Genomic DNA, 19,285 nt, shown 5'->3' with positions numbered 1-19,285 from the left:
TCTCATAAGGATGAAAAGACCGCCAATTTGGTGGTTTTTTATTTGTTTTAATATTAAAGTAACAATTTTTATTTAATGTAATAGAATTTTTATTTATTGTTTTTCAATAAATAATGTGTTAGTTTTTTAGAGAGGAATAAAAAAGTGAGGTGCTCTTTTTGAAAACAGGATCAACATTATTTTTGAAAATTGCTATTTTTTTGATGGGAATTCCAGTTCTTGCTCTCTGTATTTATTTAGTGTCTTGGTTACCAAATAATCCAGTGAATCCAGATTACAGCGGTATGTTATATCCTGTTTTGGTAGTGATTTTTGTATCAGCTATTCCATTTTATTTGGCTCTGTTTAAATCATATTGTCTGTTAAATTATATTGATAAGAATCAATCTTTTTCTCAGATATCTATTAATTCTTTAAAAAGTATAAAGTATTGTGCCGTTACTATCAGTTTTCTATATGTAGTCATCATGCCATTCGTTTATCTTATTGCAGAAAAGGATGACGCTCCAGGTTTGATTATCATGGGGATGGTACCAATTTTTGCTTCTTTAGTAATTGCAGTCTTTGCAGCAGTTTTGCAAAAGCTTTTACAAGAAGCCGTTTATTTTAAATCAGAAAACGATTTAACAGTCTGAGGTGTAGGTAATGGGCATAATAGTAAATGTTGATGTGATGTTAGCTAAAAGGAAAATGAGTGTTACTGAACTTTCAGAGAAAGTAGGCATTACGATGGCGAATCTTTCAATACTGAAAAATGGAAAAGCAAAAGCAATCAGGTTTTCAACCTTAGACGCAATTTGTAAGGCATTGGAATGTCAACCTGGGGATATTCTTGAATATAAAAGTGATGAAGAAGTTTAAATCGATAAAGTTACATTTAATTAATATTCAAACATAAATAAATATTAGTTATCTGAGGCAGGTTTAATCAAAATGAATAAAAAAGTTATTCTATTCTTTGGGGCTATGTTGTTAGTTAGTGGTTGTGCAGGCCTAGCTGATTATGATATTGATTTGCCAGGAAATTACTCAATCATCAGAACTTCTGGACATGAAATCACCATTGCTCCTAAAACTGATATTGGGTGGGGCCCAGCCGTAGTTCCTACTGAAATAATTAAAGCGGGTTGGAACAAAAATATGTAATAGCTAAACAAAAAGATTTAGAAGATAACGAGTTATATTTTTGGATAATCGATACAAAGACAGGAAATAAAGAAAAATTTCTAAATAAGAATGAGTTTAAAAACAAGTTAAAAAAATATAATATAAACGTAAAAATGAAAGATGTAGATTCTTTGAGATGAAAAACCAGTATTCTCTCAGCGATAGCGACAAAACTCACCCAAAAGATCAAAAAATCAAAACCCAAGAATCTGAAAATAAATGATTCTTGGGTTTTGATATGTAAGAGCTTTAAGCTTCTACTAGGTGATGGTTAAATGCATAAACAACAGCTTGGGTGCGATCTTGTACTTCTAATTTGGAGAGAATATTACTAACGTGTGTTTTAACAGTTTTTAAGGCAATAAAAAGTTCATCAGCAATATCTTGATTTGTTTTACCCTGTGCTATTAACAATAATACTTCATGTTCACGTTCAGTCAATTCTTCATGAAGTGGACGATCATTTTTCTGACGCATTCTTGCCATCATTTTACTTGTAACCTCTGGTTCTAAGATGGGCGTGCCATTGAAAGTACTTCGAATGGCATCGGCGATTTGCTTGGCGTTAGTTGTTTTCAATAAATAGCTAATAGCACCGGCCTCTAATGCTGGGTAAACCTTGTCATCATCCAAGAAACTGGTGACAATCATAATTTTAGCGTCAGGCCATTCATTCACGATAGCTTTAGTGGCCTCAGCCCCTGATAAGATTGGCATCACCATATCCATCAAAATGATATCTGGTCTATGCTTTAAAGCTAATTGAACTGCTTCTTCTCCATTAGCAGCTTCAGCAATGACTTCCATATCGGGTTGTGCTTGCAAGTATGCTGATACGCCGATACGCACCATTTCATGGTCATCGGCTAGCAGTATCTTGATCATTGGAGATTACCTCCTTTTCCACTGGAATTTGAATTTCAATCACCGTTCCTTGCGATGGTACTGAGACAATTTTATATGTTCCTCCTATTTCGACTGCGCGCTCTTCGATATTGTGCAGGCCATATGAGCCGGCTTTTTCATCAGTTGTTTTGAAGCCGATACCATTGTCTTGAACACGGAAAATAACACGCTGATCTCGTTCGACAAGAAGCAGCTCCATTTCGGTTGCTTTTGCATGGCGTAAAGTATTGGAAAGTGTCTCCTGAGCAATCCTGAAAAGATGATCTTCTGCACCTTTAGAGAGGGAAACTTCCTCTAATCGTTTGTGCATTTTGAACGTAACTTTTTGCTGTAACTCGGCTAGCAATTCTTCTAGCCCTTGTTTTAACGACTTGTTTTTTAATGCTACAGGACGAAGGTGAAGTAATAGCGCCCGCATTTCAAGCTGGGCTTGCTGAACAATTTCTTCCGATTGCTTTAACAATTTTTTAGTCGATGGTGTTGCATCTCCTGCTGTTTCATTAATGGTCGAAAGTAGCATTGAAGCTGCAAAAAGTTGTTGAGAAACAGAGTCATGAAGTTCCCGGGCAAGTCGGTGCCTTTCCTGTACAATACGTTCTTGAATGAGCTGATCTTGGTTAACTGCCTTATCATTTGTCAGCTTTTTCAAGCTTTTGCGCTGAGTAGCTATCAATTCACTTATCTCATTTAATGACTTTTGAATTGAAAGGGGGCCACTCCAATTAGGCGGGATAGGATCACTTTTTTCAATATTATGAAGTGCATTTTCAAACGTTTTACTCTGCTGGCGAAGGATGAATATACCTCCTATAGAGAAGCTTAGGCTAATCGCAAAAAGCAGAATAAGGAATAGAATAGCGACCGGCAAATTCCAATACTTTTCTTCCCAAAGTGTTTTCCATTGATTGAAATGGCCATCAAAAAGAATAAAGAAAATAAGCGAGAAAATAATTATTTCTCCGAAAAATAAGCTCATTGTTCGGGCCAAAAATTTCGTCATTGGCGAATCACCTCGACATTCCCAAATAATGTGGAAACCGTGATGATGAGTTCAGCCGAAGAATCCTCTGCATTCTCATAACCATTTCGAACGGCAATCGTATCGTTCCAAATTCTGGGATAATTCTGTCCGAAACAATGCGCATCGCCGATAAACGTAGAATAATGCAGGCGTACAGGTATTTCATAAGGCACAAGTACTTTCACTTTTCCAAAGCCTTGCCGTACAGATATCAATGAAGCCCCCTTAGGTAAAACAGTCTGAGTCACATCAATCAGCAAATCACCGGCAAGGCTTTGTATATGTACATCTTGCCATTCGTATGACTCAATAGGTGTACCTTGAAATGAAAATAATTTATTCTGAATAAATGAGTTCGCTTGTTCTGCCGGTTGTTTAGATACAGATATGTGAAATTCTTCACCTTTTCGAAGTTTCCATAGAAGGTATAATAACACTCCGATGATAACTAGGCGTAAGCTCCACATTGAGAGTAGGGCAATACCCAAAAAAATGACACCTAACCAAAACAGCCATTTGCGTTTTCTGCGTATGCTGACATACATAAAAAAAGCACCTATAATGGCAAACATTATACTGCCATTTCCAAAAAAAGTAGCTTCAATAAAAATTAGCAAAAAGGCCGTAATTCCAAGCATTGTAAGTGTTTTAGTTGAAAGGTGGGTCATTGGTTGCCTCCTTTCCAGTTAATTAAATAAGAAAAAAGAGAAGTACCAGCTTCTCTTTTTTAGTATAACGATAGTCCAGAAGAAGTCCAATCATTATATGGATTCGATTTCCTCATTTTTTGAGTTATTTGCTTCCAGTCGCGCTAAGCGTTCTTCCATAGATGTGATTTCATGTTGACTGTCAATTTTTTGACCAAGGTGATCGATATAACTCTGCATAGCTTCAAAAGTTTCAAGTCGACCATTTATTTTGTTTGAAGATTCTGGTTGGAGAAACTGGTTCATTTGATTATGTGCACGAACGACATTTTCTTTACCCATCAATTGTAATTGACGCACTTTCATATCTTTAATTTTATGCTTCATTTCTTCATACTTACGTTCCAAGCCAATGAGCTCTTCGGTAGATTTATCAATACTGTCCTGAAGAACGATGCTACGTTGTGAATACGCATCAAATTCTTGTTGGGCAAATGCGATTAAATCTTGTTCACCGCTTTTATTAGCCAAATCCAGTTGCATGCTTCGTTTATTTTTCATTTCATTTGTATCTGCTAATTCTTTTTCGAGTTTATGTTGCAATGTACCTTGTCGCTCTAATAATTTGCCTGTTTCCTCTGTTTGCTTTTCTGCTTCACGGATATACTGATTTAACATCTTAATTGGATTTTTATCCTCTTTTTTATCAAACATTTCATTTAAATCTGCTTCCACTGTATATTTTAGGCGTTGCCATAAGTTAGCCATATTTTTTCCTCCTCTTATTTTGTGATTTCATTCCATTGTTTTTCAAAGTTTGTAAATGGATCATCTGATGCAGTGAAAGTTTCGTTTTCAGAATGTTTCCACTTACGATAAACCACCCAAATAACAGCTAGTGCTGCTATTCCGATGAACCCAGGAATATTAGCTGCAGCTGTTAATAAACCTGAGATGGCAACAAGTGCCCAAATAATTTTTGAAAAAGTGGAGCTGCTTTGTAAATAGAAATGCACCCCCGTAAAAAGAATAGCGGCCGAGATAGCCAATCCTGTTAGTGGACCTAATGAACAGAGAATGGTAATGGCTGCGATACTGCCTATGACGAATAAACCAATTTTTTTCATTGTTTTTTCCTCCTTCGTTTGTACCTTTATGTTACGCTGAATTTCATTATGTACAAACGGCCGGAGTATTGATTTTACTCTAGGTCTTGAGGCTGAGATGCTCTAAGACTATTTTGACCGCCACTTCTAACTTCGATAGAATATAAAAGAAAATACAAAAGGAGATATACATATGACTATTCGTAATGAATTGATGGCATATTGCCCATACAATGAGCAAGAAAAAAAAGATAAAGAACTTATGCTTCGGTATATAGATCAATTTTCAGATGTTTTGACAAGAGATAATGAATTTGCACATTTTACTGCATCAGCTTGGATTGTGAATAAAGAGCGAACAAAGGTATTAATGGCTTTCCATAATCAATATCAATCGTGGGCGTGGATGGGTGGACATGCAGATGGAAATGCAGACCTTTTACATGTTGCCTTAAAAGAAACAGAGGAAGAAACAGGGCTAAAAAATATTAAACCTTTAATGTCGGATTATTATTCAATTGAAATTTTAGGTGTGGACGGACATATGAAGAAAGGTAAGTATGTTGGTACACATGTGCATCTGAATGTTACCTTTTTAATAGAAGCAGATGAGGGCGAAGGTACAACTATAGCGCCTGATGAAAATAGTGCGATTGAATGGATGAGTTTAGATGAAGCAATTGAAAGAAGCTCTGAACCATATATGAAACAAGTCTATACAAAACTAAATGAAAAACTTAGAAATGTGCAGGATTAATAATATTCAAATGACTTGTTATAGAAAATAAAGAAAACTCCACACTAAGTGGAGTTTTCCTTTATCTTTTAAAGCTTTTGCCAATCATTGAAGGCACAAATGACTTTTTGAAAAGCATATCCTTTGTTTGTTAGCGAATACGAAACCTTTTTTAGTGATGCTTCAATATAATCTTTCTCGACTAAATGGGCATCTATTAATTCTTGGAGGCGCTGTGATAATAGTTTGTCCGATATACCAGGGATGGCAGAATAGATTTCATGATATCTTTTCGGGCCATCTAATAAAACGTGAATAATCCGCACCATCCAGCGTTTTCCTAAAAATTCAATTGTTTCATGGCAACAGTCCAAATCAAATCCCTCCCTATAAACTAATTGTAGCATACAGGCACGAAATATTGACAAATTAACTTACTTAAAGTAATATATTTTCGAATACAATAACTAACTTAAAGTAAGTTTTGGAGGATACTATAATGACAAATTCAGTATATAAAGTAATGCAAGAACGTAAATCTGTACGTAAGTACGACCCTGGTTTTAAAATTTCAGCAGATGAGTTAAGAACAATTTTATTGGAAGCTACTTCAGCACCTTCTTCTAGTAATCTTCAACCATGGCGTTTTTTAGTCATTCAAGATGAAGCGAAAAAGAAAGACTTGCGCAAAATTGCTAATAACCAAGAACAAATTGAAACTGCATCTGCGGTAATCGCTGTTTTAGGCGATACTAAAATGTATGAAAAAACAGAAGAAATTTACATGAAAAACGTCGCAGAAGGGCATATGGAGCATGAACGTGCATCACTACTAATCCAAAATGCGCAAAACCTTTACCCTCAATTGCCAGAAGAAATCTTAACAAATATTGCTACATTTGATGCTGGCCTTATTTCTATGCAAATCATGCTATTAGCAAAAGAGCATGGCTATGATACAGTGCCAATGGGCGGTTTTGATAAAGTGAAGTTTGCAGAATACTTCAATCTTGAAGAGAATGTAAAACCTATGCTATTAATCTCAATTGGGAAAGGCACAGCACCTGCTTACGGATCATCTCGATTAGACATTGATGATATTACTACATTTATTTAATAAACATGATAATGCTCATCCACCAGTTTGGATGGGCATTTTTTATACAATTATAGCGATGCCTATAGGCATGTGAAATTTGGAGTATGAGCTACTTTAAAAAGAATTTTCTTTTGGCTTTCATTTTAGGTATGATAGGACAAGGAGTGATGTTATGAACTTTACGACAGAAAAATCATTTATTTTGGCTTCAGCTTCCCCGAGGCGCAAAGAACTTTTCAAACGTTTGAATGTACCTTTTAAGATTTTAGTGGCAACTGTAGAGGAAACAAGTATAAAAGATGATAACCCAGCTCAATATGTGAAGAAAGTGGCGCTACTTAAAGCAACTGATGTAGCGAAGCGCAATCCAGGGCATGTAGTGATTGGAGCGGATACTATCGTAGTAAAAGGACAAGAATTGCTACATAAGCCAAAAGATGCAAATGAGGCCATCAAGCATCTCAAACAGCTCCGTGGAAATGTGCATGAAGTGATGACAGCGGTTGCCATTATAGACGATGTTGGAAATAAACTAGCCTTTGTAGAAAAGACAGAGGTATATTTTAAACAAGTGCCCGATACCCTTATTGAGGCTTATGTAGCAACAGGAGATTGTTATGATAAGGCTGGAGGTTACGGTATTCAGACAGATGGCGTGTTCTTGGTTGAGGGAATAAAAGGAGATTATTTAAATGTAGTGGGATTGCCCTTAGCTCGGCTTACAGAATTGCTAGTGGAAACAAAGTTGATTTCTATTTAAAAAAATAAGAAAGAGGATGAAGCATGACAGGAAAGACACACATCATTGGCGGTATTGCAGCATGTCTTGCTTTTGGTCAAACAAGTGTTGATTCACCATTGCTTTTGGGAACAGCTGGCGCAATCGGCGCATTAATTCCTGATATTTGCCATGGAGGAAGTATTATTGGCCGTACATTTCCCGCATTGTCCAAATTGATAAATGGATTATTTGGGCACCGTTCATTTACACACAGTTTACTATTTTTATTGATTGTTGCTTGGGCATTACACACATACGTAACCAATGATGCAATTAAAATGGGCCTTCTAATCGGCATGGCGAGCCATTTTGTGCTTGATATGTGTACAAAGCAGGGGATCCAGCTATTTTTCCCAATAAAAGTGAAAGTTCGTTTTCCTTTAACAACACGAACAGGGAGCAAAATAGAAGGAGCAGTGGCGCTTTGCTTACTCATTGCATGTCTTTATTTCAGCTTTGAAATAATGCATTTGCACTAATAAATAGAACAAACCTGCGAAACCATGCATGTTTGTTCTTTTTTTCTTCTAATAAACCAAGCCTTTTCCTATATACAAGTAGCAGCACCGATCTGCAAATATCGACAAAATTTAATGAGGTATGGTAGATTTAAGATGTATGAACGGATAATCAAAAAGTTCTATATACAAATTGAAGGAGTGGTACAAATGGAATTTCAACACATTACAGTTGCAGGCAGTGGTGTATTAGGTAGCCAGATTGCCTTTCAATCTGCTTTTCATGGTTTTCAAGTAAGTGTCTATGATATTAATGAAACTGCGATTGTTAAAGCGAAAGAACGTTTGTTAAAATTGCAAGATGTGTATGCAGATTATTTTAAAGATGAAGAAAATGCAAAGGCTGCATTAAGTCGTATAACATATAGTACAAGCCTACAGGAAGCAGTAAAGGATGCTGATTTACTTATTGAAGCAATTCCTGAGTTGACTGAAATTAAAATCAGCTTCTATCAAGAATTGGCTTCTGTAGCTCCGCAAAAAACAATATTTGCCACGAACTCTTCAACTTTGCTTCCTAGTCAATTTGCTGAATATACTGGAAGACCGGAGAAGTTTCTAGCACTACACTTTGCAAATGAAGTGTGGAAGAACAATACAGCTGAAATTATGGGACATAGTGGAACAGACGAACAGTATGTAGATCAACTAGTCGAATTTGCCAGAGAAATCGGCATGGTGCCACTTCGTATTCTGAAAGAACAGCCTGGCTATATTTTAAATTCGCTTTTAGTTCCATTATTAAATGCAGCCCAAGGCTTATGGGCAAAAGGTGTAGCGGATCCTGAGACAATCGATAAAACATGGATGCTTGCTACAGGAGCTCCTATGGGACCGTTTGCAATCTTAGATGTTGTTGGTATTGAAACGGCTTATAATATTGTATCCACATCAGCAAAAGCACACCCAGAACTTCAACCAATTGCCGACCGGTTGAAGAAAGAATTTATTGACCAAGGGAAACTAGGAAAAGGGTCCGGCGAGGGGTATTATAAATATCCAAACCCTGCTTATTTAGATCCGAATTTCTTGAAAGCATAAAAATAAGAGAGGCAATCAATGATATGATTGCTTCTCTTATTTTGTTTAAAGAAGTATTTCTCGGGAAATTTTTTCTCATTTTTCTAATAATTTATTTCGTATAGCGATTAGCATAACAAGAAGCAACAAAAGCATCTGGTTTTATTTTGGGTTCTACTCCAATTGATTCAATTCGATTCACCATTTCATGTACAAATTCACGGGTTTTGTTGCGTTGGCCTGAACCGATATCGATATGGCCCTCCATTGTAAAGGTAGCACCATTATAAATATTCGGTAAAATAATCTCGATCAGCTGCTTCTTTCTTTCCTCTGTAAAAAGGGACACGATTTCTTCTGTAAAAGAGAGTTCTAAAGATATGCGTTCATGCAGATGTACCATTTTACGAGGCACAAGTACACGCCTCATGCATGCCCAGACTCGTTTACCTTCATCCACCACCACGATTCCAGTAATGAAAATGGTATCTACTTTATGAACTTGAGAATCTGTCCCGACAATTAATCTATAGTTTCCTAAGGGGTTACGATTCATAAAGTATGCAATTTCACGAAATACGTCTTCAAAATCCATATTCTTTTCTTGAAGATTTTGAAAAGGGTCGGCTTGAAACAGATCCATTTAATCACGCTCTTTTCAATAGGTATATAATAGTATATACAGAAGCAGTGAGGTTGTGATTAATCTGCTTCGCATAATACGCTAATTTTCTACAAGAATACCCAAAGAAAAGGCAAAACATACTTCATGTTTTGCCTTTATATTTACTTTGTTTAGTCAATAATTCTTTCCCAAAATCGGGCTTGTGCTATACCTTCAATAAACTGTTCAAATTCCGTGAATGTTAAATCATATACGCCTTGTTCTTCCATCTTTATACGCGTATATAATAGTGATTCTGGACTTAAAACGGCTAATGCAAGCGGCTTGTGGTGTACATAAGTCATTTCGACAAGTTCAAGCACTTTAGATGGAATAGTTGGATTTGGACTTATTAATATTGCGGAATCATATTGTGCTGAATCAACAGTGCTATAAGTTTCAGAGGCCTTTAGCATCTCATTTATACGATGTACTTTTTTATCAATAATACTGTAATTAATTTTATGTTCTACAAGTTGTTGGACCCATTCTGTTAATTGCTGCGTATTAGGAGTACCATTTAAAATAATGGCGACACTTCTAGTATCAGGTTTGCATACTGTATCTGCCATTGTTAGGGCAGGGGACAGCTTGGTTGATTTTACTTCTAGGTTCTTGTTAGGTATCTTAGCCCCTACATTATCAGCTACTTTTTTAGCTAAATAATGATCGATATGATTAATAAAATCCACCGCATTATTTTTGACTTCCTGAGATTTACATTTGCCGATTTCATAAGTAAAAGCTTCTAATAGGTGTTGTTGTTCATAAGGCATTAAGCTATTCAAAAACTGCTTTGCTTGTGAGTAGTGATCCTGAAAACTTTCTGTTTGCTCTCCACGCTTGTTACCACCCATGTTTTCTTGACTTTCTTCAAAAAAGCCTTGATTTTTGGGTGTGGGAGCCTGTTGCTCATTGGTAGCCTCTGGGATAAGAAAGCCATTATTATTATTGTTGTTGTTTTGGAAAGGACATATCGGCTGGTTAATGGGTATTTGAAGAAAATTAGGGCCCCTTAGCCGTTCTACCTGTGCATCTGTATAGGAGAGTATCCTACCTTGTAAGAGCGGGTCTTCAGAAATTTCGATACCTGGGACTAGATGTCCTGGATGGAAGGCGACATGTTCAGTCTCTAGAAAACCGTTGTCGACATTCCGGTTTAACGTCATTTTTCCAATAATTTTAACAGGCACGTCTTCTTCAGGCCAAATTTTAGTGGGATCAAGGATATCAAAATCATAAGAAAATTGGTCTTCTTCCGAAATCAATTGCAAGCCTAATTCCCATTCTGGATAATCACCTTTCTTGATTGCTTCCAATAGATCTTGGCTTAGAAAATTGGGATTTTTGCCACCAATTTTTTGTGCTTCATCCCAGACCAATGAATGGACGCCAAGTGAAGGTTTCCAGTGAAATTTGACAAAGTGAGTCTTTCCTTTCCTATTTACCAAGCGGAATGTATGAACGCCAAATCCCTCCATCATACGATAAGAGCGAGGAATTGTGCGATCGCTCATCTGCCACATGACCATATGTGCAGTTTCGGGATTTTTAGCGGCGAAGGTCCAAAATTGATCATGTGCGTTTGTACCATTTACAAATTCTTGATTGAAATCCGGCTTTACGGCACGTACCAGTTCGTGGAATTTCCTTGTATTTTGTATATAGAAAATAGGTACATTATTTCCGACTAAATCAAAATTGCCTTCTTCCGTATAAAACTTTGTTGCAAAGCCTTTGACATCTCTTTGAGTATCATTAGTTCCTCGTGAACTCTGCATGGAAGAAAAACGAACGAATACAGGTGTTATATTAGATGGATTTGTAAGGAAACTCGCTTTTGTATATTCCTCTAGGGACTCATATAATTCGAACTGACCGTATGCCCCAATTCCGTTGGCATAAAGAACACGTTCAGGGATTTGTTCTGAATTAAAGTTTACTTTTTCACGCAAATAAAGTTCTTGCTTAATTGTATTTCTTTCCTGTTTCTTCTTAGTTTTTTTATTTATGCTACTATTGATTTTTTTATCTGCTAAAATACTTCTTTCATAATCATCATCTCTTTTTTGCATACATATGCCTCCCATGTCAATCTACCTTTGTAAATAGCCCAAACATATATCCCTAAAACATATTAGACAAAAGAATTATTGGACAACTGGTAAAGCATGATGTATAATAAAGACAATAATTAAATCGGCTCATCGTAAACAATACATTCACCTAGTAAAAAAAGTGATCGTGTTAACTCGATACTTCTTTGCTAGGTGAATTTTTTTGCAGGGGATATGTATTAATTATTAATATTTTTTAGGAGGTCATTACACATGACACAAGGTACAGTAAAATGGTTTAACTCTGAAAAAGGTTTTGGATTCATCGAAGTAGAAGGCGGCAACGATGTATTCGTACACTTCTCTGCAATCCAAGGCGAAGGCTTCAAAACTCTTGACGAAGGCCAAAAAGTTGAATTCGAAGTAGAAGAAGGCAACCGCGGACCACAAGCAACTAACGTTGTAAAACTTTAATATTTATAAAAGCATCCTCTTACAGGGTGCTTTTTTTTGTTTCAAAAATTGAACGCACCCCTTGGTGGTTATTCCCATATGTATAGAATGAGGAGGGAATATGATGGTTTCAACTGAAACGTATATTATTGAGGGCCATTCTTTTATTGCTGTTTCTGTTTTTTTGCCTAAAACCACTTTGCTAACAGTATCAAATGATAAAGGCTATATCATGTGCGGAGCATTGGATGTAGGTTTATTAAATCAAAAGCTGGCGGACAGGAAAATTGTTGCTGGCAGGGCGGTAGGTGTGAAAACTATTGATCAGCTATTAAACGCACCGCTTGAATCAGTTACCTTTGAAGCAGAGGCATTAGGAATTACAAAAGGGATGATTGGCAAGGATGCATTATTAAAAATGGTATAATGAAGGAAATAAACATAGGCTTCTTTTTCTTTTCAATACATCTATTACAAGCGTATTCCTAAATGGAGTGCGCTTTTATTATGTGTAAATATTTTCAAGCATCGCTTTAAATTCTATTATCATTTAATTATTATCTTTAAATACTTTCTAAAAGATAAAAATCCTATTGAGTATAAGACTTAGGAATTAGCTATAGAAAATATCAACATTGATAAAAATTGAATTTTAAGTTAATAATTAATCGCTTGGTTGCTTACTTATATGCCGTTAATTTGTAAAAATATTTTGTTTTGTTAGAATAGTTTTATGGGTATAGGGTATAGAAGTTAAATAGATAGAAAGCAGAGGGGATTTAGATGTTGAAGATTGAGCATTTAACAAAGAAATATCGGGGAGGAAAAAAAGCAGTAAATGATTTAAATCTTGAAATAAAAGAAGGGGAATTTATTGCGTTTATTGGCACAAGCGGCAGTGGGAAAACGACAGCTCTTCGCATGATTAATCGAATGATCGAACCTTCTAGTGGAACGATTACATTAAACGGAAAAGATTTATCAAAAATGAATCCTGTCACTTTGAGAAGAAGCATTGGCTATGTAATACAGCAAATCGGATTAATGCCACATATGACCATTCGCGAGAATATAACACTAGTTCCAAAACTACTAAAGTGGTCGAAAGATAAAAAAGATGAAACAGCAGAGAAATTAATCGGCCTTGTCAATTTGCCGGAGAATTATTTAGATTTATATCCTGTACAGCTCTCAGGGGGACAACAGCAACGTATTGGCGTGCTACGGGCACTTGCTGCAAATCAAGATATCATCTTAATGGATGAGCCCTTTGGAGCGCTTGACCCTATAACACGGGATACACTGCAGGATTTGATGAAAGATTTACAGCAACGTTTAGGTAAGACTGTCATCTTTGTCACGCATGATATGGATGAAGCCATTAAACTTGCTGACCGAATTTGCATTATGCACAATGGTGAGATGGTTCAATTTGACACACCGGATGAAATTCTTACACACCCAGCAAATGATTTTGTTAAAGAGTTCATTGGTTCGCACAGGCTTATCCAGGAGAAACCAAGCGCAAAAATAGTAGATGATGTGATGATTAAGCCTGTCTCTATTACTCTTGAAAAGAGTTTAGATGAAGCCATTAAATTAATGGTATCAAAAAGGGTTGATACACTGTTCGTAACAGATGGTCATGGACGTTTATTAGGCTATTTGAATGTAGAGATGATCACATCAGCTAGACATACGACCCAAAGTATTGCTGACACAATGAACCGGGAAGTAGAGTTTGTAAAAACAGGAACAAAGCTGCAAGATTCAGTGCGTCGTATTCTAATCCGAAATTTAAAGAATATTACAGTGATTGATGAAGAGAAACGATTAATTGGTTTGATAACACGCGCCAATATAGTAGATATGGTGTACGACACTATTTGGGGAGAAGAGAACACAGAACAATAGTTAATAGTAGAAAGGACTGGATATTATGATTGATTTTTTAACGGAAAATAGTGGCGCGATTATTCAAAAGACTTTTGAGCATTTCTATATTTCAATTATTGCTCTGTTGCTGGGCATTATTGTGGCGGTCCCTCTTGGTATAATCCTGTCTAAAACTGAAAAAGTGGCCAAAGTAGTACTTGGCATTACTAGTATTCTTCAAACGCTACCCTCATTAGCTATTTTAGCTATGATGATTCCATTTATTGGCGTTGGTAAGGTACCCGCAATTATCGCCCTCTTTATTTATACTCTGCTTCCCATCCTAAATAACACATACATAGGTATGCGCTCAGTCAATAAAGATTTAGTTGCTGCAGGCATTAGTATGGGAATGACTACAATTCAGACCATCCGCTTAGTAGAATTGCCCATTGCCATCCCTGTTATTATGGCAGGTATTCGTTTATCAGCTGTGTATGTGATTTCATGGGCTACGCTTGCTTCTTATATTGGTGCTGGGGGTCTCGGCGACTTTATCTTCAATGGGCTTAACCTCTATCAGCCTGATTTCATCATAGGCGGTGCAGTGCTTGTTACATTGCTTGCGCTCATTAGTGACTTTATTTTATCGAAAGTTGAAAAATGGGCTACGCCTAAGGGATTAAGGATTGTAAGATAGGAGGAAATGAATATGAAACAATGGTTAAAAGGAATTGTAGTTATCTTGCTTGTGTTCACAATTACTGCATGTAATAAGTCAAACCAAGATGTGGATGAGATCAAAGTAGCTTCTATGGTAACAACCGAAAGTCAAATTATGGGTAATATGTTGAAGCAATTAATCGAGCATGATACGAATGAAAAAGTAGAGCTTATTAATAATTTAGGATCAAGTGTTGTAGCGCATCAAGCCATGCAAAATGGGGATGCCAACATTTCTGCCGTTAGATATACAGGGACGGATTTGACGGGGGTACTTCAAGCAGAACCGCTTAAGAATCCTCATAAAGCATTAACGTTTGTACAAGATAGGTTTGATAAAAAATATAATCAAACGTTCTTTGATTCGTATGGATTTGCCAATACGTATGCATTTATGGTGACTCGTAAAACAGCAAAGCAATATCATTTGAAAAAGGTAAGCGATTTAAAGAAGGTTGCTAGCAAGCTCCAAGCTGGGGTTGATACCTCTTGGATGAACAGGCCAGGGGACGGTTATAAGGCTTTTGTAAAAGAATACGGTTTTGATTTTAAAGATGTTTTCCCTATGCAAATCGGCCTTGTCTATGATGCCGTTTCAGCCGGAAAAATGGACGTTGTGCTGGGCTACACAACAGATGGCCGTATAGCAAGTTATGATTTAGTAATTTTGGAGGACGATTTACACTTTTTCCCTCCATATGATGCCAGTCCTTTTGCAACAAATGAGCTACTAGAAAAAAAACCAAAAGTAAGAAAATCCATTGAAAAATTAATAGGAAAGATTTCGACTAAACAAATGCAAAAGTTAAATTATGAAGCTGATAATAATTTAATCGAGCCAGCAGTTGTCGCCGAAAAATTCTTAGAAGAGCATAATTATTTCGATGAGAAAGGGGGAGATGGGCAATGAAGGATATGACAAAGTTGAATACATTTGAGCAATTTATGTACTACTTCCAAGAAAACGGTATGTATGTGTTAACCCAGTTTACGACCCACTTTTTAATATCTGTTTACGGTGTACTGCTAGCGGCGTTGTTTGGTATTCCGATTGGGATACTAATAGCAAAATATAAAAAGCTCGCAAGTCCTTTGATTACATTAGCAAACATAATCCAGACTATCCCAGCCCTAGCTTTGCTCGCTATTCTTATGCTTGGTATGGGGCTGGGGAAAACAACGGTTATTGTTGCCGTATTTCTATATTCTTTGTTACCGATTATTAAAAACACATATACTGGCATCACAACAATAGAAAATAATTTAATTGATTCCGGTAAAGGCATGGGTATGACGCGTTTGCAAGTGCTTTATATGATTGAATTACCTCTATCCTTGAAGGTAATTATTGCGGGAATTCGTATTGCTTTAGTAATTGCCATCGGGATTACAGCTATAGGGGCATTTATTGGAGCAGGTGGTCTTGGCGATATTATCATTCGCGGTACAAATGCGACCGACGGAACAGCCATCATTTTAGCAGGGGCTATTCCTACCGCATTTATGGCAATAATAGTTGATGTTTTGCTAAGTGTTGTGGAAAGGCGAATGGACCCCATGAGAAGACGTAAGGGAGATCAACTTAAGGTACAGTCTTTACAAGAATAAAAACTTCGGTTTTTAAAAGAGGGATTGGCTTATGCCAATCCCTCTTTATTAATGTGCGTTCGATTTTGATTCCAATTTTAGCTTTTCATTTAACAACAAAGCTTCTGCAACTGCTTGTTCGTCTTTCACAACGTCACCTGGTCTTCTGCCTTGACCGATAATGTAAGTAGAAAAGTTAATGGAGAGAAAATCAAATGTGTATTTAAATTGCTGGATTAGCGGCAATGCTTTAATGCGTGGAATGTCGCCACCCACTGTTACTACAATTGCGTTAACAGTCTTTAAGTGTTCCTTCAAATCTGGATAACGCTCGTCACGGATGGCTTGGCTGAGGCGGTCAATCATGTTTTTCATTAATCCAGTCATGCTATACCAATAAACAGGTGTAGAGAAAATCAATACATCACTTTCTAGGATGGCTTCAATGATTTGATCATAATCGTCAGCAACTGGTCTAAAACCTTTCATATCATGTCTCAAATCATGGATAGGTTTAATCATAATATCTTTTAAATAGATGCGTCTGTGAGTTACATTTTTTGTTACGATATCAGTGAGAATTTCTGTATTACCATTAGCGCGAGAACTTCCTATAAAGGTAGTGATTTTCATACAATTTCTCCTTTCTATCGTTCTTATTCTCTATTATAACTTAATAAAGTTTTAAATTGTTAGAAATTTCAAAAAGTGGACAAAAAGAATCACAAACATATCGAATAAAAAAAGGCTTAGCTGGCCACTCTGAGAGAAAGGAGTGTTTTAAATGAAATTATTAAAAAATACTTGGCCTATGTTAGTCGTGCTTCTCATTCTAACCGGGTGTTCGACAAACAAACAAAAAGTAGACAACTTAAAACCAGTAAGTGGAGAAAAAAATACAACCATTCACGCAACGGCTAAGTTTATTAATACAGAAGGTAAAGAGTTAGGGAAAGCGAATTTGACAGAAAATGAAAAGGGCGTACAAATCGATTTGAAGTTACAGGGTTTACCACCAGGAGACCATGGGATCCATATTCATGAAAAAGGGATATGTGAGAAACCAACATTCGAATCTGCAGGAAGTCATTTTAATCCAACTCACAAAGTTCACGGATACTACAACGCAAAAGGTTATCATTTAGGCGATCTTCCAAATATACAAGTGGAAGAGGATGGAACAGTAGATGTAGGTTTTGCGACCAAGGCCTTCACCTTAAAAGAGGGAGCGCATAATACATTGTTTGACAAGGATGGAAGTGCGTTTGTTATTCACGAAAAAGCAGATGACTATAAAACTGATCCGAGCGGTAATTCAGGCGCACGAATTGCTTGCGGAGTAATTGAAAAAAATAATTAACATCTTAAAAAAGCTAAGGTCATATCATTTTGACTACCAGACGAGAGAGCGACAAAGCCACCTTCAAGCTGTCGCTCATTATTCTCAATAAGTAAAGACGATTAAGTATGTTGTTTCAACAACGGAGACCATGATAAGCTGTCGGTTGGTTGCGTCTTGATGTCGAAGAAAATGTGTAGTTACTTATATCTAGTGTTATCCGTTAAGGATTAGAACTTTTTCTAGAAAATATGGGTGATAACATTATAAAAAAATCAGTAATAGTCTTCTGCGTAAAGAAGAATATTTATTTAACCAAAATAAAAACCGCTTGAATATTACCATTCAAGCGGTTTTTTTTATTTAATAAGTCTGTAATACGAATGCTTTAAGCAAATCATCGTATTCGCTATTCATATCTTGGTCTGTCTTTTGAATTGTCCATTTACCATCTGCTTCTTTTAAAATGAGTGCATATTCACGACTATCATCTTTCAAACTCGTATTGTTCATAATTTGATCAATACGGCTAAATGTGTAATTTAAAGCATCTTCTTGAGCTTTTTTATATTCTTTATAGCTATATTTATTTTGGTTTTTCTTAGCAAATTGTTCGCTTACTTTTCGAGATTGTTTATAAAGATCTGATGTGTCGAAATTTTTAAAGCTAACATTTATTTTAGCTTGTTTTGAATCACCATAAGCGATTTTATAAGTAGGCTCAATTTTTTTATTTAAAGCGTTTCGGTATTTTTCAATAAACATTTTTTCCAAACGCATGGATGGTGTAAACTCACCAAAGCCTTCCTTCAATTGATTGGCAAGTTCTTCATCAAACTTTTGGCTGTCTGCTAAGACATCATTTGTGAGTAAGGATTTAAAATCTGGATTGTCATTGCTTAAGAAAACTTGATCAACATAAGCTGCTACAGCTTTCTTGGCATTCTCTGAATCATTTTTATACTTCGACGGATCCACTGATACTACTAACTCTTTATGTTTCTCACCTTTGTCATCATAAATGCGCGGTTGATAATGAAGCTCATACTTTTCTTCTTTATTGACAGGGTAAAAGAGGTCACCACTCGCTTTTTTCTCAGGAGAGATACTTCCTGATAGTTCTTTAAAAGATTCTTCATCCGGTGGATTTACATAGACAGAGTCAATTTTTTCATCATCTTTACTACCATATAAACTAAAGTTTGAAGAATTTACTGGGATTTCATTTTTAGATTTATTTTGGACTGTCACATTTAATTTGAGATATGTCTTTTCATCGGTTTCATCATACTTGGTAATTGTTACATATTCTCCAGAATTAACTTTAAACGCAATATCACTCGCTTCGCTTCCAGATTTGTTTGTTTTTTTGCTGCTTCCACATGCCGCTAAGGCAAGGGTAAGAATAGCCAATAGGCTTAGCAGCCACCAATTCTTTCTGTTAATAGGAAACCCCTCCGTTTTCTTTTTAATTTGCTGAACCAAATGGTAACCAATCTTTCACAATAGAATCATCATTCTAAGGTATTCAACTGCAAAATTTTTGTGAAATGCTTATAAATAAGCAGTGAAAGGGTATGGATTCT

General features: G+C 36.2%; 25 protein-coding genes. 15 read left to right on the top strand and 10 right to left on the bottom strand.

All coding sequences use genetic code 11. The annotated features are described in order from the left end of the window. Nucleotides 1-158: 158 nt before the first annotated feature. The 3 genes from F0527_RS08675 to F0527_RS08665 all read left to right on the top strand — a co-directional run bounded on the left by F0527_RS08675 (nucleotide 159) and on the right by F0527_RS08665 (nucleotide 1,146). Nucleotides 159-635, top strand: coding sequence for a DUF2975 domain-containing protein (locus tag F0527_RS08675; protein WP_150284524.1), 477 nt, complete (start codon nucleotides 159-161; stop codon nucleotides 633-635). 10 nt (nucleotides 636-645) lie between these two features. Next, a complete protein-coding gene (locus tag F0527_RS08670) occupies nucleotides 646-861 on the top strand; it encodes a helix-turn-helix domain-containing protein (RefSeq protein WP_066787531.1) in 216 nt (71 codons plus the stop codon). A 72-nt stretch (nucleotides 862-933) separates the two neighbouring features. Further along, entirely contained in the window at nucleotides 934-1,146 is a 213-nt protein-coding gene (locus tag F0527_RS08665) for a lipoprotein (RefSeq protein ID WP_150284523.1), read from the top strand. 270 nt (nucleotides 1,147-1,416) lie between these two features. Here the strand turns inward: F0527_RS08665 and F0527_RS08660 are convergent, their stop codons facing one another. The 5 genes from F0527_RS08660 to F0527_RS08640 form a co-directional block, all read right to left on the bottom strand. Then, nucleotides 1,417-2,052, bottom strand: a complete 636-nt coding sequence (locus F0527_RS08660) for a response regulator transcription factor (protein WP_150284522.1) — start codon at nucleotides 2,050-2,052, stop codon at nucleotides 1,417-1,419. Beyond that, entirely contained in the window at nucleotides 2,027-3,073 is a 1,047-nt protein-coding gene (locus F0527_RS08655; RefSeq protein WP_150284521.1) for a sensor histidine kinase, read from the bottom strand. Before F0527_RS08655 ends, F0527_RS08660 begins: the two co-directional genes overlap by 26 nt. Further along, entirely contained in the window at nucleotides 3,070-3,762 is a 693-nt protein-coding gene (liaF, locus tag F0527_RS08650) for a cell wall-active antibiotics response protein LiaF (RefSeq protein WP_150284520.1), read from the bottom strand. The genes F0527_RS08655 and liaF overlap by 4 nt, the downstream gene beginning before the upstream one ends. Before the next feature lie 93 nt (nucleotides 3,763-3,855). Beyond that, nucleotides 3,856-4,509, bottom strand: coding sequence for a PspA/IM30 family protein (locus F0527_RS08645; protein ID WP_150284519.1), 654 nt, complete (start codon nucleotides 4,507-4,509; stop codon nucleotides 3,856-3,858). 14 nt (nucleotides 4,510-4,523) lie between these two features. Beyond that, the gene (locus F0527_RS08640) at nucleotides 4,524-4,868 is read right to left on the bottom strand and encodes a lmo0954 family membrane protein (protein ID WP_147193347.1); all 345 of its coding nucleotides are present in this window, start codon (nucleotides 4,866-4,868) and stop codon (nucleotides 4,524-4,526) included. A 172-nt stretch (nucleotides 4,869-5,040) separates the two neighbouring features. On the opposite strand from F0527_RS08640, the gene F0527_RS08635 reads away from it, so the two are divergent. Next, nucleotides 5,041-5,604, top strand: a complete 564-nt coding sequence (locus F0527_RS08635) for an NUDIX hydrolase (protein WP_150284518.1) — start codon at nucleotides 5,041-5,043, stop codon at nucleotides 5,602-5,604. Nucleotides 5,605-5,672: 68 nt separating this feature from the next. Here the strand turns inward: F0527_RS08635 and F0527_RS08630 are convergent, their stop codons facing one another. Then, a complete protein-coding gene (locus F0527_RS08630; RefSeq protein ID WP_066787509.1) occupies nucleotides 5,673-5,957 on the bottom strand; it encodes a winged helix-turn-helix transcriptional regulator in 285 nt (94 codons plus the stop codon). Between the two features lie 125 nt (nucleotides 5,958-6,082). Here F0527_RS08630 and F0527_RS08625 point away from each other — a divergent pair, with 125 nt between their 5' ends. From F0527_RS08625 to F0527_RS08610, 4 genes are all read left to right on the top strand, one after another. Next, nucleotides 6,083-6,700 (top strand): nitroreductase family protein, encoded by a 618-nt coding sequence (locus F0527_RS08625; protein ID WP_150284517.1) that lies wholly within the window; start codon nucleotides 6,083-6,085, stop codon nucleotides 6,698-6,700. A 154-nt stretch (nucleotides 6,701-6,854) separates the two neighbouring features. After that, nucleotides 6,855-7,442 (top strand): Maf family protein, encoded by a 588-nt coding sequence (locus F0527_RS08620; RefSeq protein WP_150284516.1) that lies wholly within the window; start codon nucleotides 6,855-6,857, stop codon nucleotides 7,440-7,442. A 23-nt stretch (nucleotides 7,443-7,465) separates the two neighbouring features. Beyond that, complete coding sequence (locus F0527_RS08615) at nucleotides 7,466-7,942, top strand: metal-dependent hydrolase (RefSeq protein ID WP_066787502.1); 477 nt, start codon at nucleotides 7,466-7,468, stop codon at nucleotides 7,940-7,942. 189 nt (nucleotides 7,943-8,131) lie between these two features. Next, entirely contained in the window at nucleotides 8,132-9,022 is an 891-nt protein-coding gene (locus F0527_RS08610; protein WP_150284515.1) for a 3-hydroxyacyl-CoA dehydrogenase, read from the top strand. A gap of 91 nt (nucleotides 9,023-9,113) precedes the next feature. Here the strand turns inward: F0527_RS08610 and F0527_RS08605 are convergent, their stop codons facing one another. Next, nucleotides 9,114-9,644 (bottom strand): ribonuclease H-like YkuK family protein, encoded by a 531-nt coding sequence (locus F0527_RS08605; RefSeq protein ID WP_066787496.1) that lies wholly within the window; start codon nucleotides 9,642-9,644, stop codon nucleotides 9,114-9,116. A gap of 152 nt (nucleotides 9,645-9,796) precedes the next feature. Beyond that, nucleotides 9,797-11,740 carry a catalase gene (locus F0527_RS08600; RefSeq protein ID WP_150284514.1) on the bottom strand — a complete coding sequence of 648 codons (1,944 nt, stop codon included), beginning with the start codon at nucleotides 11,738-11,740 and terminating at the stop codon, nucleotides 9,797-9,799. Between the two features lie 255 nt (nucleotides 11,741-11,995). On the opposite strand from F0527_RS08600, the gene F0527_RS08595 reads away from it, so the two are divergent. The 6 genes from F0527_RS08595 (at nucleotide 11,996) to F0527_RS08570 (ending at nucleotide 16,381) form a co-directional block, all read left to right on the top strand. Further along, complete coding sequence (locus tag F0527_RS08595; RefSeq protein ID WP_066787490.1) at nucleotides 11,996-12,196, top strand: cold-shock protein; 201 nt, start codon at nucleotides 11,996-11,998, stop codon at nucleotides 12,194-12,196. Nucleotides 12,197-12,299: 103 nt separating this feature from the next. Then, nucleotides 12,300-12,602 (top strand): YunC family protein, encoded by a 303-nt coding sequence (locus F0527_RS08590; protein ID WP_066787487.1) that lies wholly within the window; start codon nucleotides 12,300-12,302, stop codon nucleotides 12,600-12,602. Nucleotides 12,603-12,958: 356 nt separating this feature from the next. Next, complete coding sequence (locus F0527_RS08585; RefSeq protein WP_147193356.1) at nucleotides 12,959-14,089, top strand: betaine/proline/choline family ABC transporter ATP-binding protein; 1,131 nt, start codon at nucleotides 12,959-12,961, stop codon at nucleotides 14,087-14,089. Between the two features lie 25 nt (nucleotides 14,090-14,114). Beyond that, on the top strand, nucleotides 14,115-14,750 hold the full coding sequence (locus tag F0527_RS08580) for an ABC transporter permease (RefSeq protein WP_066787483.1): 636 nt from the start codon (nucleotides 14,115-14,117) through the stop codon (nucleotides 14,748-14,750). Nucleotides 14,751-14,762: 12 nt separating this feature from the next. Next, complete coding sequence (locus F0527_RS08575) at nucleotides 14,763-15,683, top strand: osmoprotectant ABC transporter substrate-binding protein (protein WP_150284513.1); 921 nt, start codon at nucleotides 14,763-14,765, stop codon at nucleotides 15,681-15,683. Nucleotides 15,684-15,688: 5 nt separating this feature from the next. Beyond that, nucleotides 15,689-16,381: an ABC transporter permease gene (locus tag F0527_RS08570; RefSeq protein ID WP_223823581.1), complete on the top strand. Its 693-nt coding sequence runs from the start codon at nucleotides 15,689-15,691 to the stop codon at nucleotides 16,379-16,381. A 48-nt stretch (nucleotides 16,382-16,429) separates the two neighbouring features. On the opposite strand, the gene F0527_RS08565 is transcribed toward F0527_RS08570, so the two are convergent. Continuing rightward, on the bottom strand, nucleotides 16,430-16,993 hold the full coding sequence (locus F0527_RS08565; RefSeq protein ID WP_150284511.1) for a flavodoxin family protein: 564 nt from the start codon (nucleotides 16,991-16,993) through the stop codon (nucleotides 16,430-16,432). A gap of 151 nt (nucleotides 16,994-17,144) precedes the next feature. On the opposite strand from F0527_RS08565, the gene F0527_RS08560 reads away from it, so the two are divergent. Then, nucleotides 17,145-17,720, top strand: coding sequence for a superoxide dismutase family protein (locus F0527_RS08560; protein ID WP_066787473.1), 576 nt, complete (start codon nucleotides 17,145-17,147; stop codon nucleotides 17,718-17,720). Between the two features lie 342 nt (nucleotides 17,721-18,062). Here F0527_RS08560 and F0527_RS08555 read toward each other — a convergent pair whose 3' ends face one another. Beyond that, the gene (locus tag F0527_RS08555) at nucleotides 18,063-19,112 is read right to left on the bottom strand and encodes a DUF4352 domain-containing protein (RefSeq protein ID WP_150284510.1); all 1,050 of its coding nucleotides are present in this window, start codon (nucleotides 19,110-19,112) and stop codon (nucleotides 18,063-18,065) included. Nucleotides 19,113-19,285: the final 173 nt, after the last annotated feature.

The sequence above is a fragment of the Rummeliibacillus sp. TYF-LIM-RU47 genome (assembly GCF_008638315.1).
Classification (GTDB): Bacteria; Bacillota; Bacilli; order Bacillales_A; family Planococcaceae; genus Rummeliibacillus; species Rummeliibacillus stabekisii.
Note: the sequence above shows the minus strand (reverse complement) of the source record. Positions and strands in the feature narration are given on the sequence as shown.

What these genes read in the sequence shown, in the direction of transcription:
- F0527_RS08670 (WP_066787531.1), top strand. Translation starts at nt 646, where the DNA reads ATGGGCATAATAGTAAATGTTGATGTGATGTTAGCTAAAAGGAAAATG.
- F0527_RS08665 (WP_150284523.1), top strand. Translation starts at nt 934, where the DNA reads ATGAATAAAAAAGTTATTCTATTCTTTGGGGCTATGTTGTTAGTTAGT.
- F0527_RS08660 (WP_150284522.1), bottom strand. Translation starts at nt 2,052, where the DNA reads ATGATCAAGATACTGCTAGCCGATGACCATGAAATGGTGCGTATCGGC.
- F0527_RS08655 (WP_150284521.1), bottom strand. Translation starts at nt 3,073, where the DNA reads ATGACGAAATTTTTGGCCCGAACAATGAGCTTATTTTTCGGAGAAATA.
- liaF (WP_150284520.1), bottom strand. Translation starts at nt 3,762, where the DNA reads ATGACCCACCTTTCAACTAAAACACTTACAATGCTTGGAATTACGGCC.
- F0527_RS08645 (WP_150284519.1), bottom strand. Translation starts at nt 4,509, where the DNA reads ATGGCTAACTTATGGCAACGCCTAAAATATACAGTGGAAGCAGATTTA.
- F0527_RS08640 (WP_147193347.1), bottom strand. Translation starts at nt 4,868, where the DNA reads ATGAAAAAAATTGGTTTATTCGTCATAGGCAGTATCGCAGCCATTACC.
- F0527_RS08635 (WP_150284518.1), top strand. Translation starts at nt 5,041, where the DNA reads ATGACTATTCGTAATGAATTGATGGCATATTGCCCATACAATGAGCAA.
- F0527_RS08625 (WP_150284517.1), top strand. Translation starts at nt 6,083, where the DNA reads ATGACAAATTCAGTATATAAAGTAATGCAAGAACGTAAATCTGTACGT.
- F0527_RS08620 (WP_150284516.1), top strand. Translation starts at nt 6,855, where the DNA reads ATGAACTTTACGACAGAAAAATCATTTATTTTGGCTTCAGCTTCCCCG.
- F0527_RS08615 (WP_066787502.1), top strand. Translation starts at nt 7,466, where the DNA reads ATGACAGGAAAGACACACATCATTGGCGGTATTGCAGCATGTCTTGCT.
- F0527_RS08610 (WP_150284515.1), top strand. Translation starts at nt 8,132, where the DNA reads ATGGAATTTCAACACATTACAGTTGCAGGCAGTGGTGTATTAGGTAGC.
- F0527_RS08605 (WP_066787496.1), bottom strand. Translation starts at nt 9,644, where the DNA reads ATGGATCTGTTTCAAGCCGACCCTTTTCAAAATCTTCAAGAAAAGAAT.
- F0527_RS08600 (WP_150284514.1), bottom strand. Translation starts at nt 11,740, where the DNA reads ATGCAAAAAAGAGATGATGATTATGAAAGAAGTATTTTAGCAGATAAA.
- F0527_RS08595 (WP_066787490.1), top strand. Translation starts at nt 11,996, where the DNA reads ATGACACAAGGTACAGTAAAATGGTTTAACTCTGAAAAAGGTTTTGGA.
- F0527_RS08590 (WP_066787487.1), top strand. Translation starts at nt 12,300, where the DNA reads ATGGTTTCAACTGAAACGTATATTATTGAGGGCCATTCTTTTATTGCT.
- F0527_RS08585 (WP_147193356.1), top strand. Translation starts at nt 12,959, where the DNA reads ATGTTGAAGATTGAGCATTTAACAAAGAAATATCGGGGAGGAAAAAAA.
- F0527_RS08580 (WP_066787483.1), top strand. Translation starts at nt 14,115, where the DNA reads ATGATTGATTTTTTAACGGAAAATAGTGGCGCGATTATTCAAAAGACT.
- F0527_RS08575 (WP_150284513.1), top strand. Translation starts at nt 14,763, where the DNA reads ATGAAACAATGGTTAAAAGGAATTGTAGTTATCTTGCTTGTGTTCACA.
- F0527_RS08570 (WP_223823581.1), top strand. Translation starts at nt 15,689, where the DNA reads ATGACAAAGTTGAATACATTTGAGCAATTTATGTACTACTTCCAAGAA.
- F0527_RS08565 (WP_150284511.1), bottom strand. Translation starts at nt 16,993, where the DNA reads ATGAAAATCACTACCTTTATAGGAAGTTCTCGCGCTAATGGTAATACA.
- F0527_RS08560 (WP_066787473.1), top strand. Translation starts at nt 17,145, where the DNA reads ATGAAATTATTAAAAAATACTTGGCCTATGTTAGTCGTGCTTCTCATT.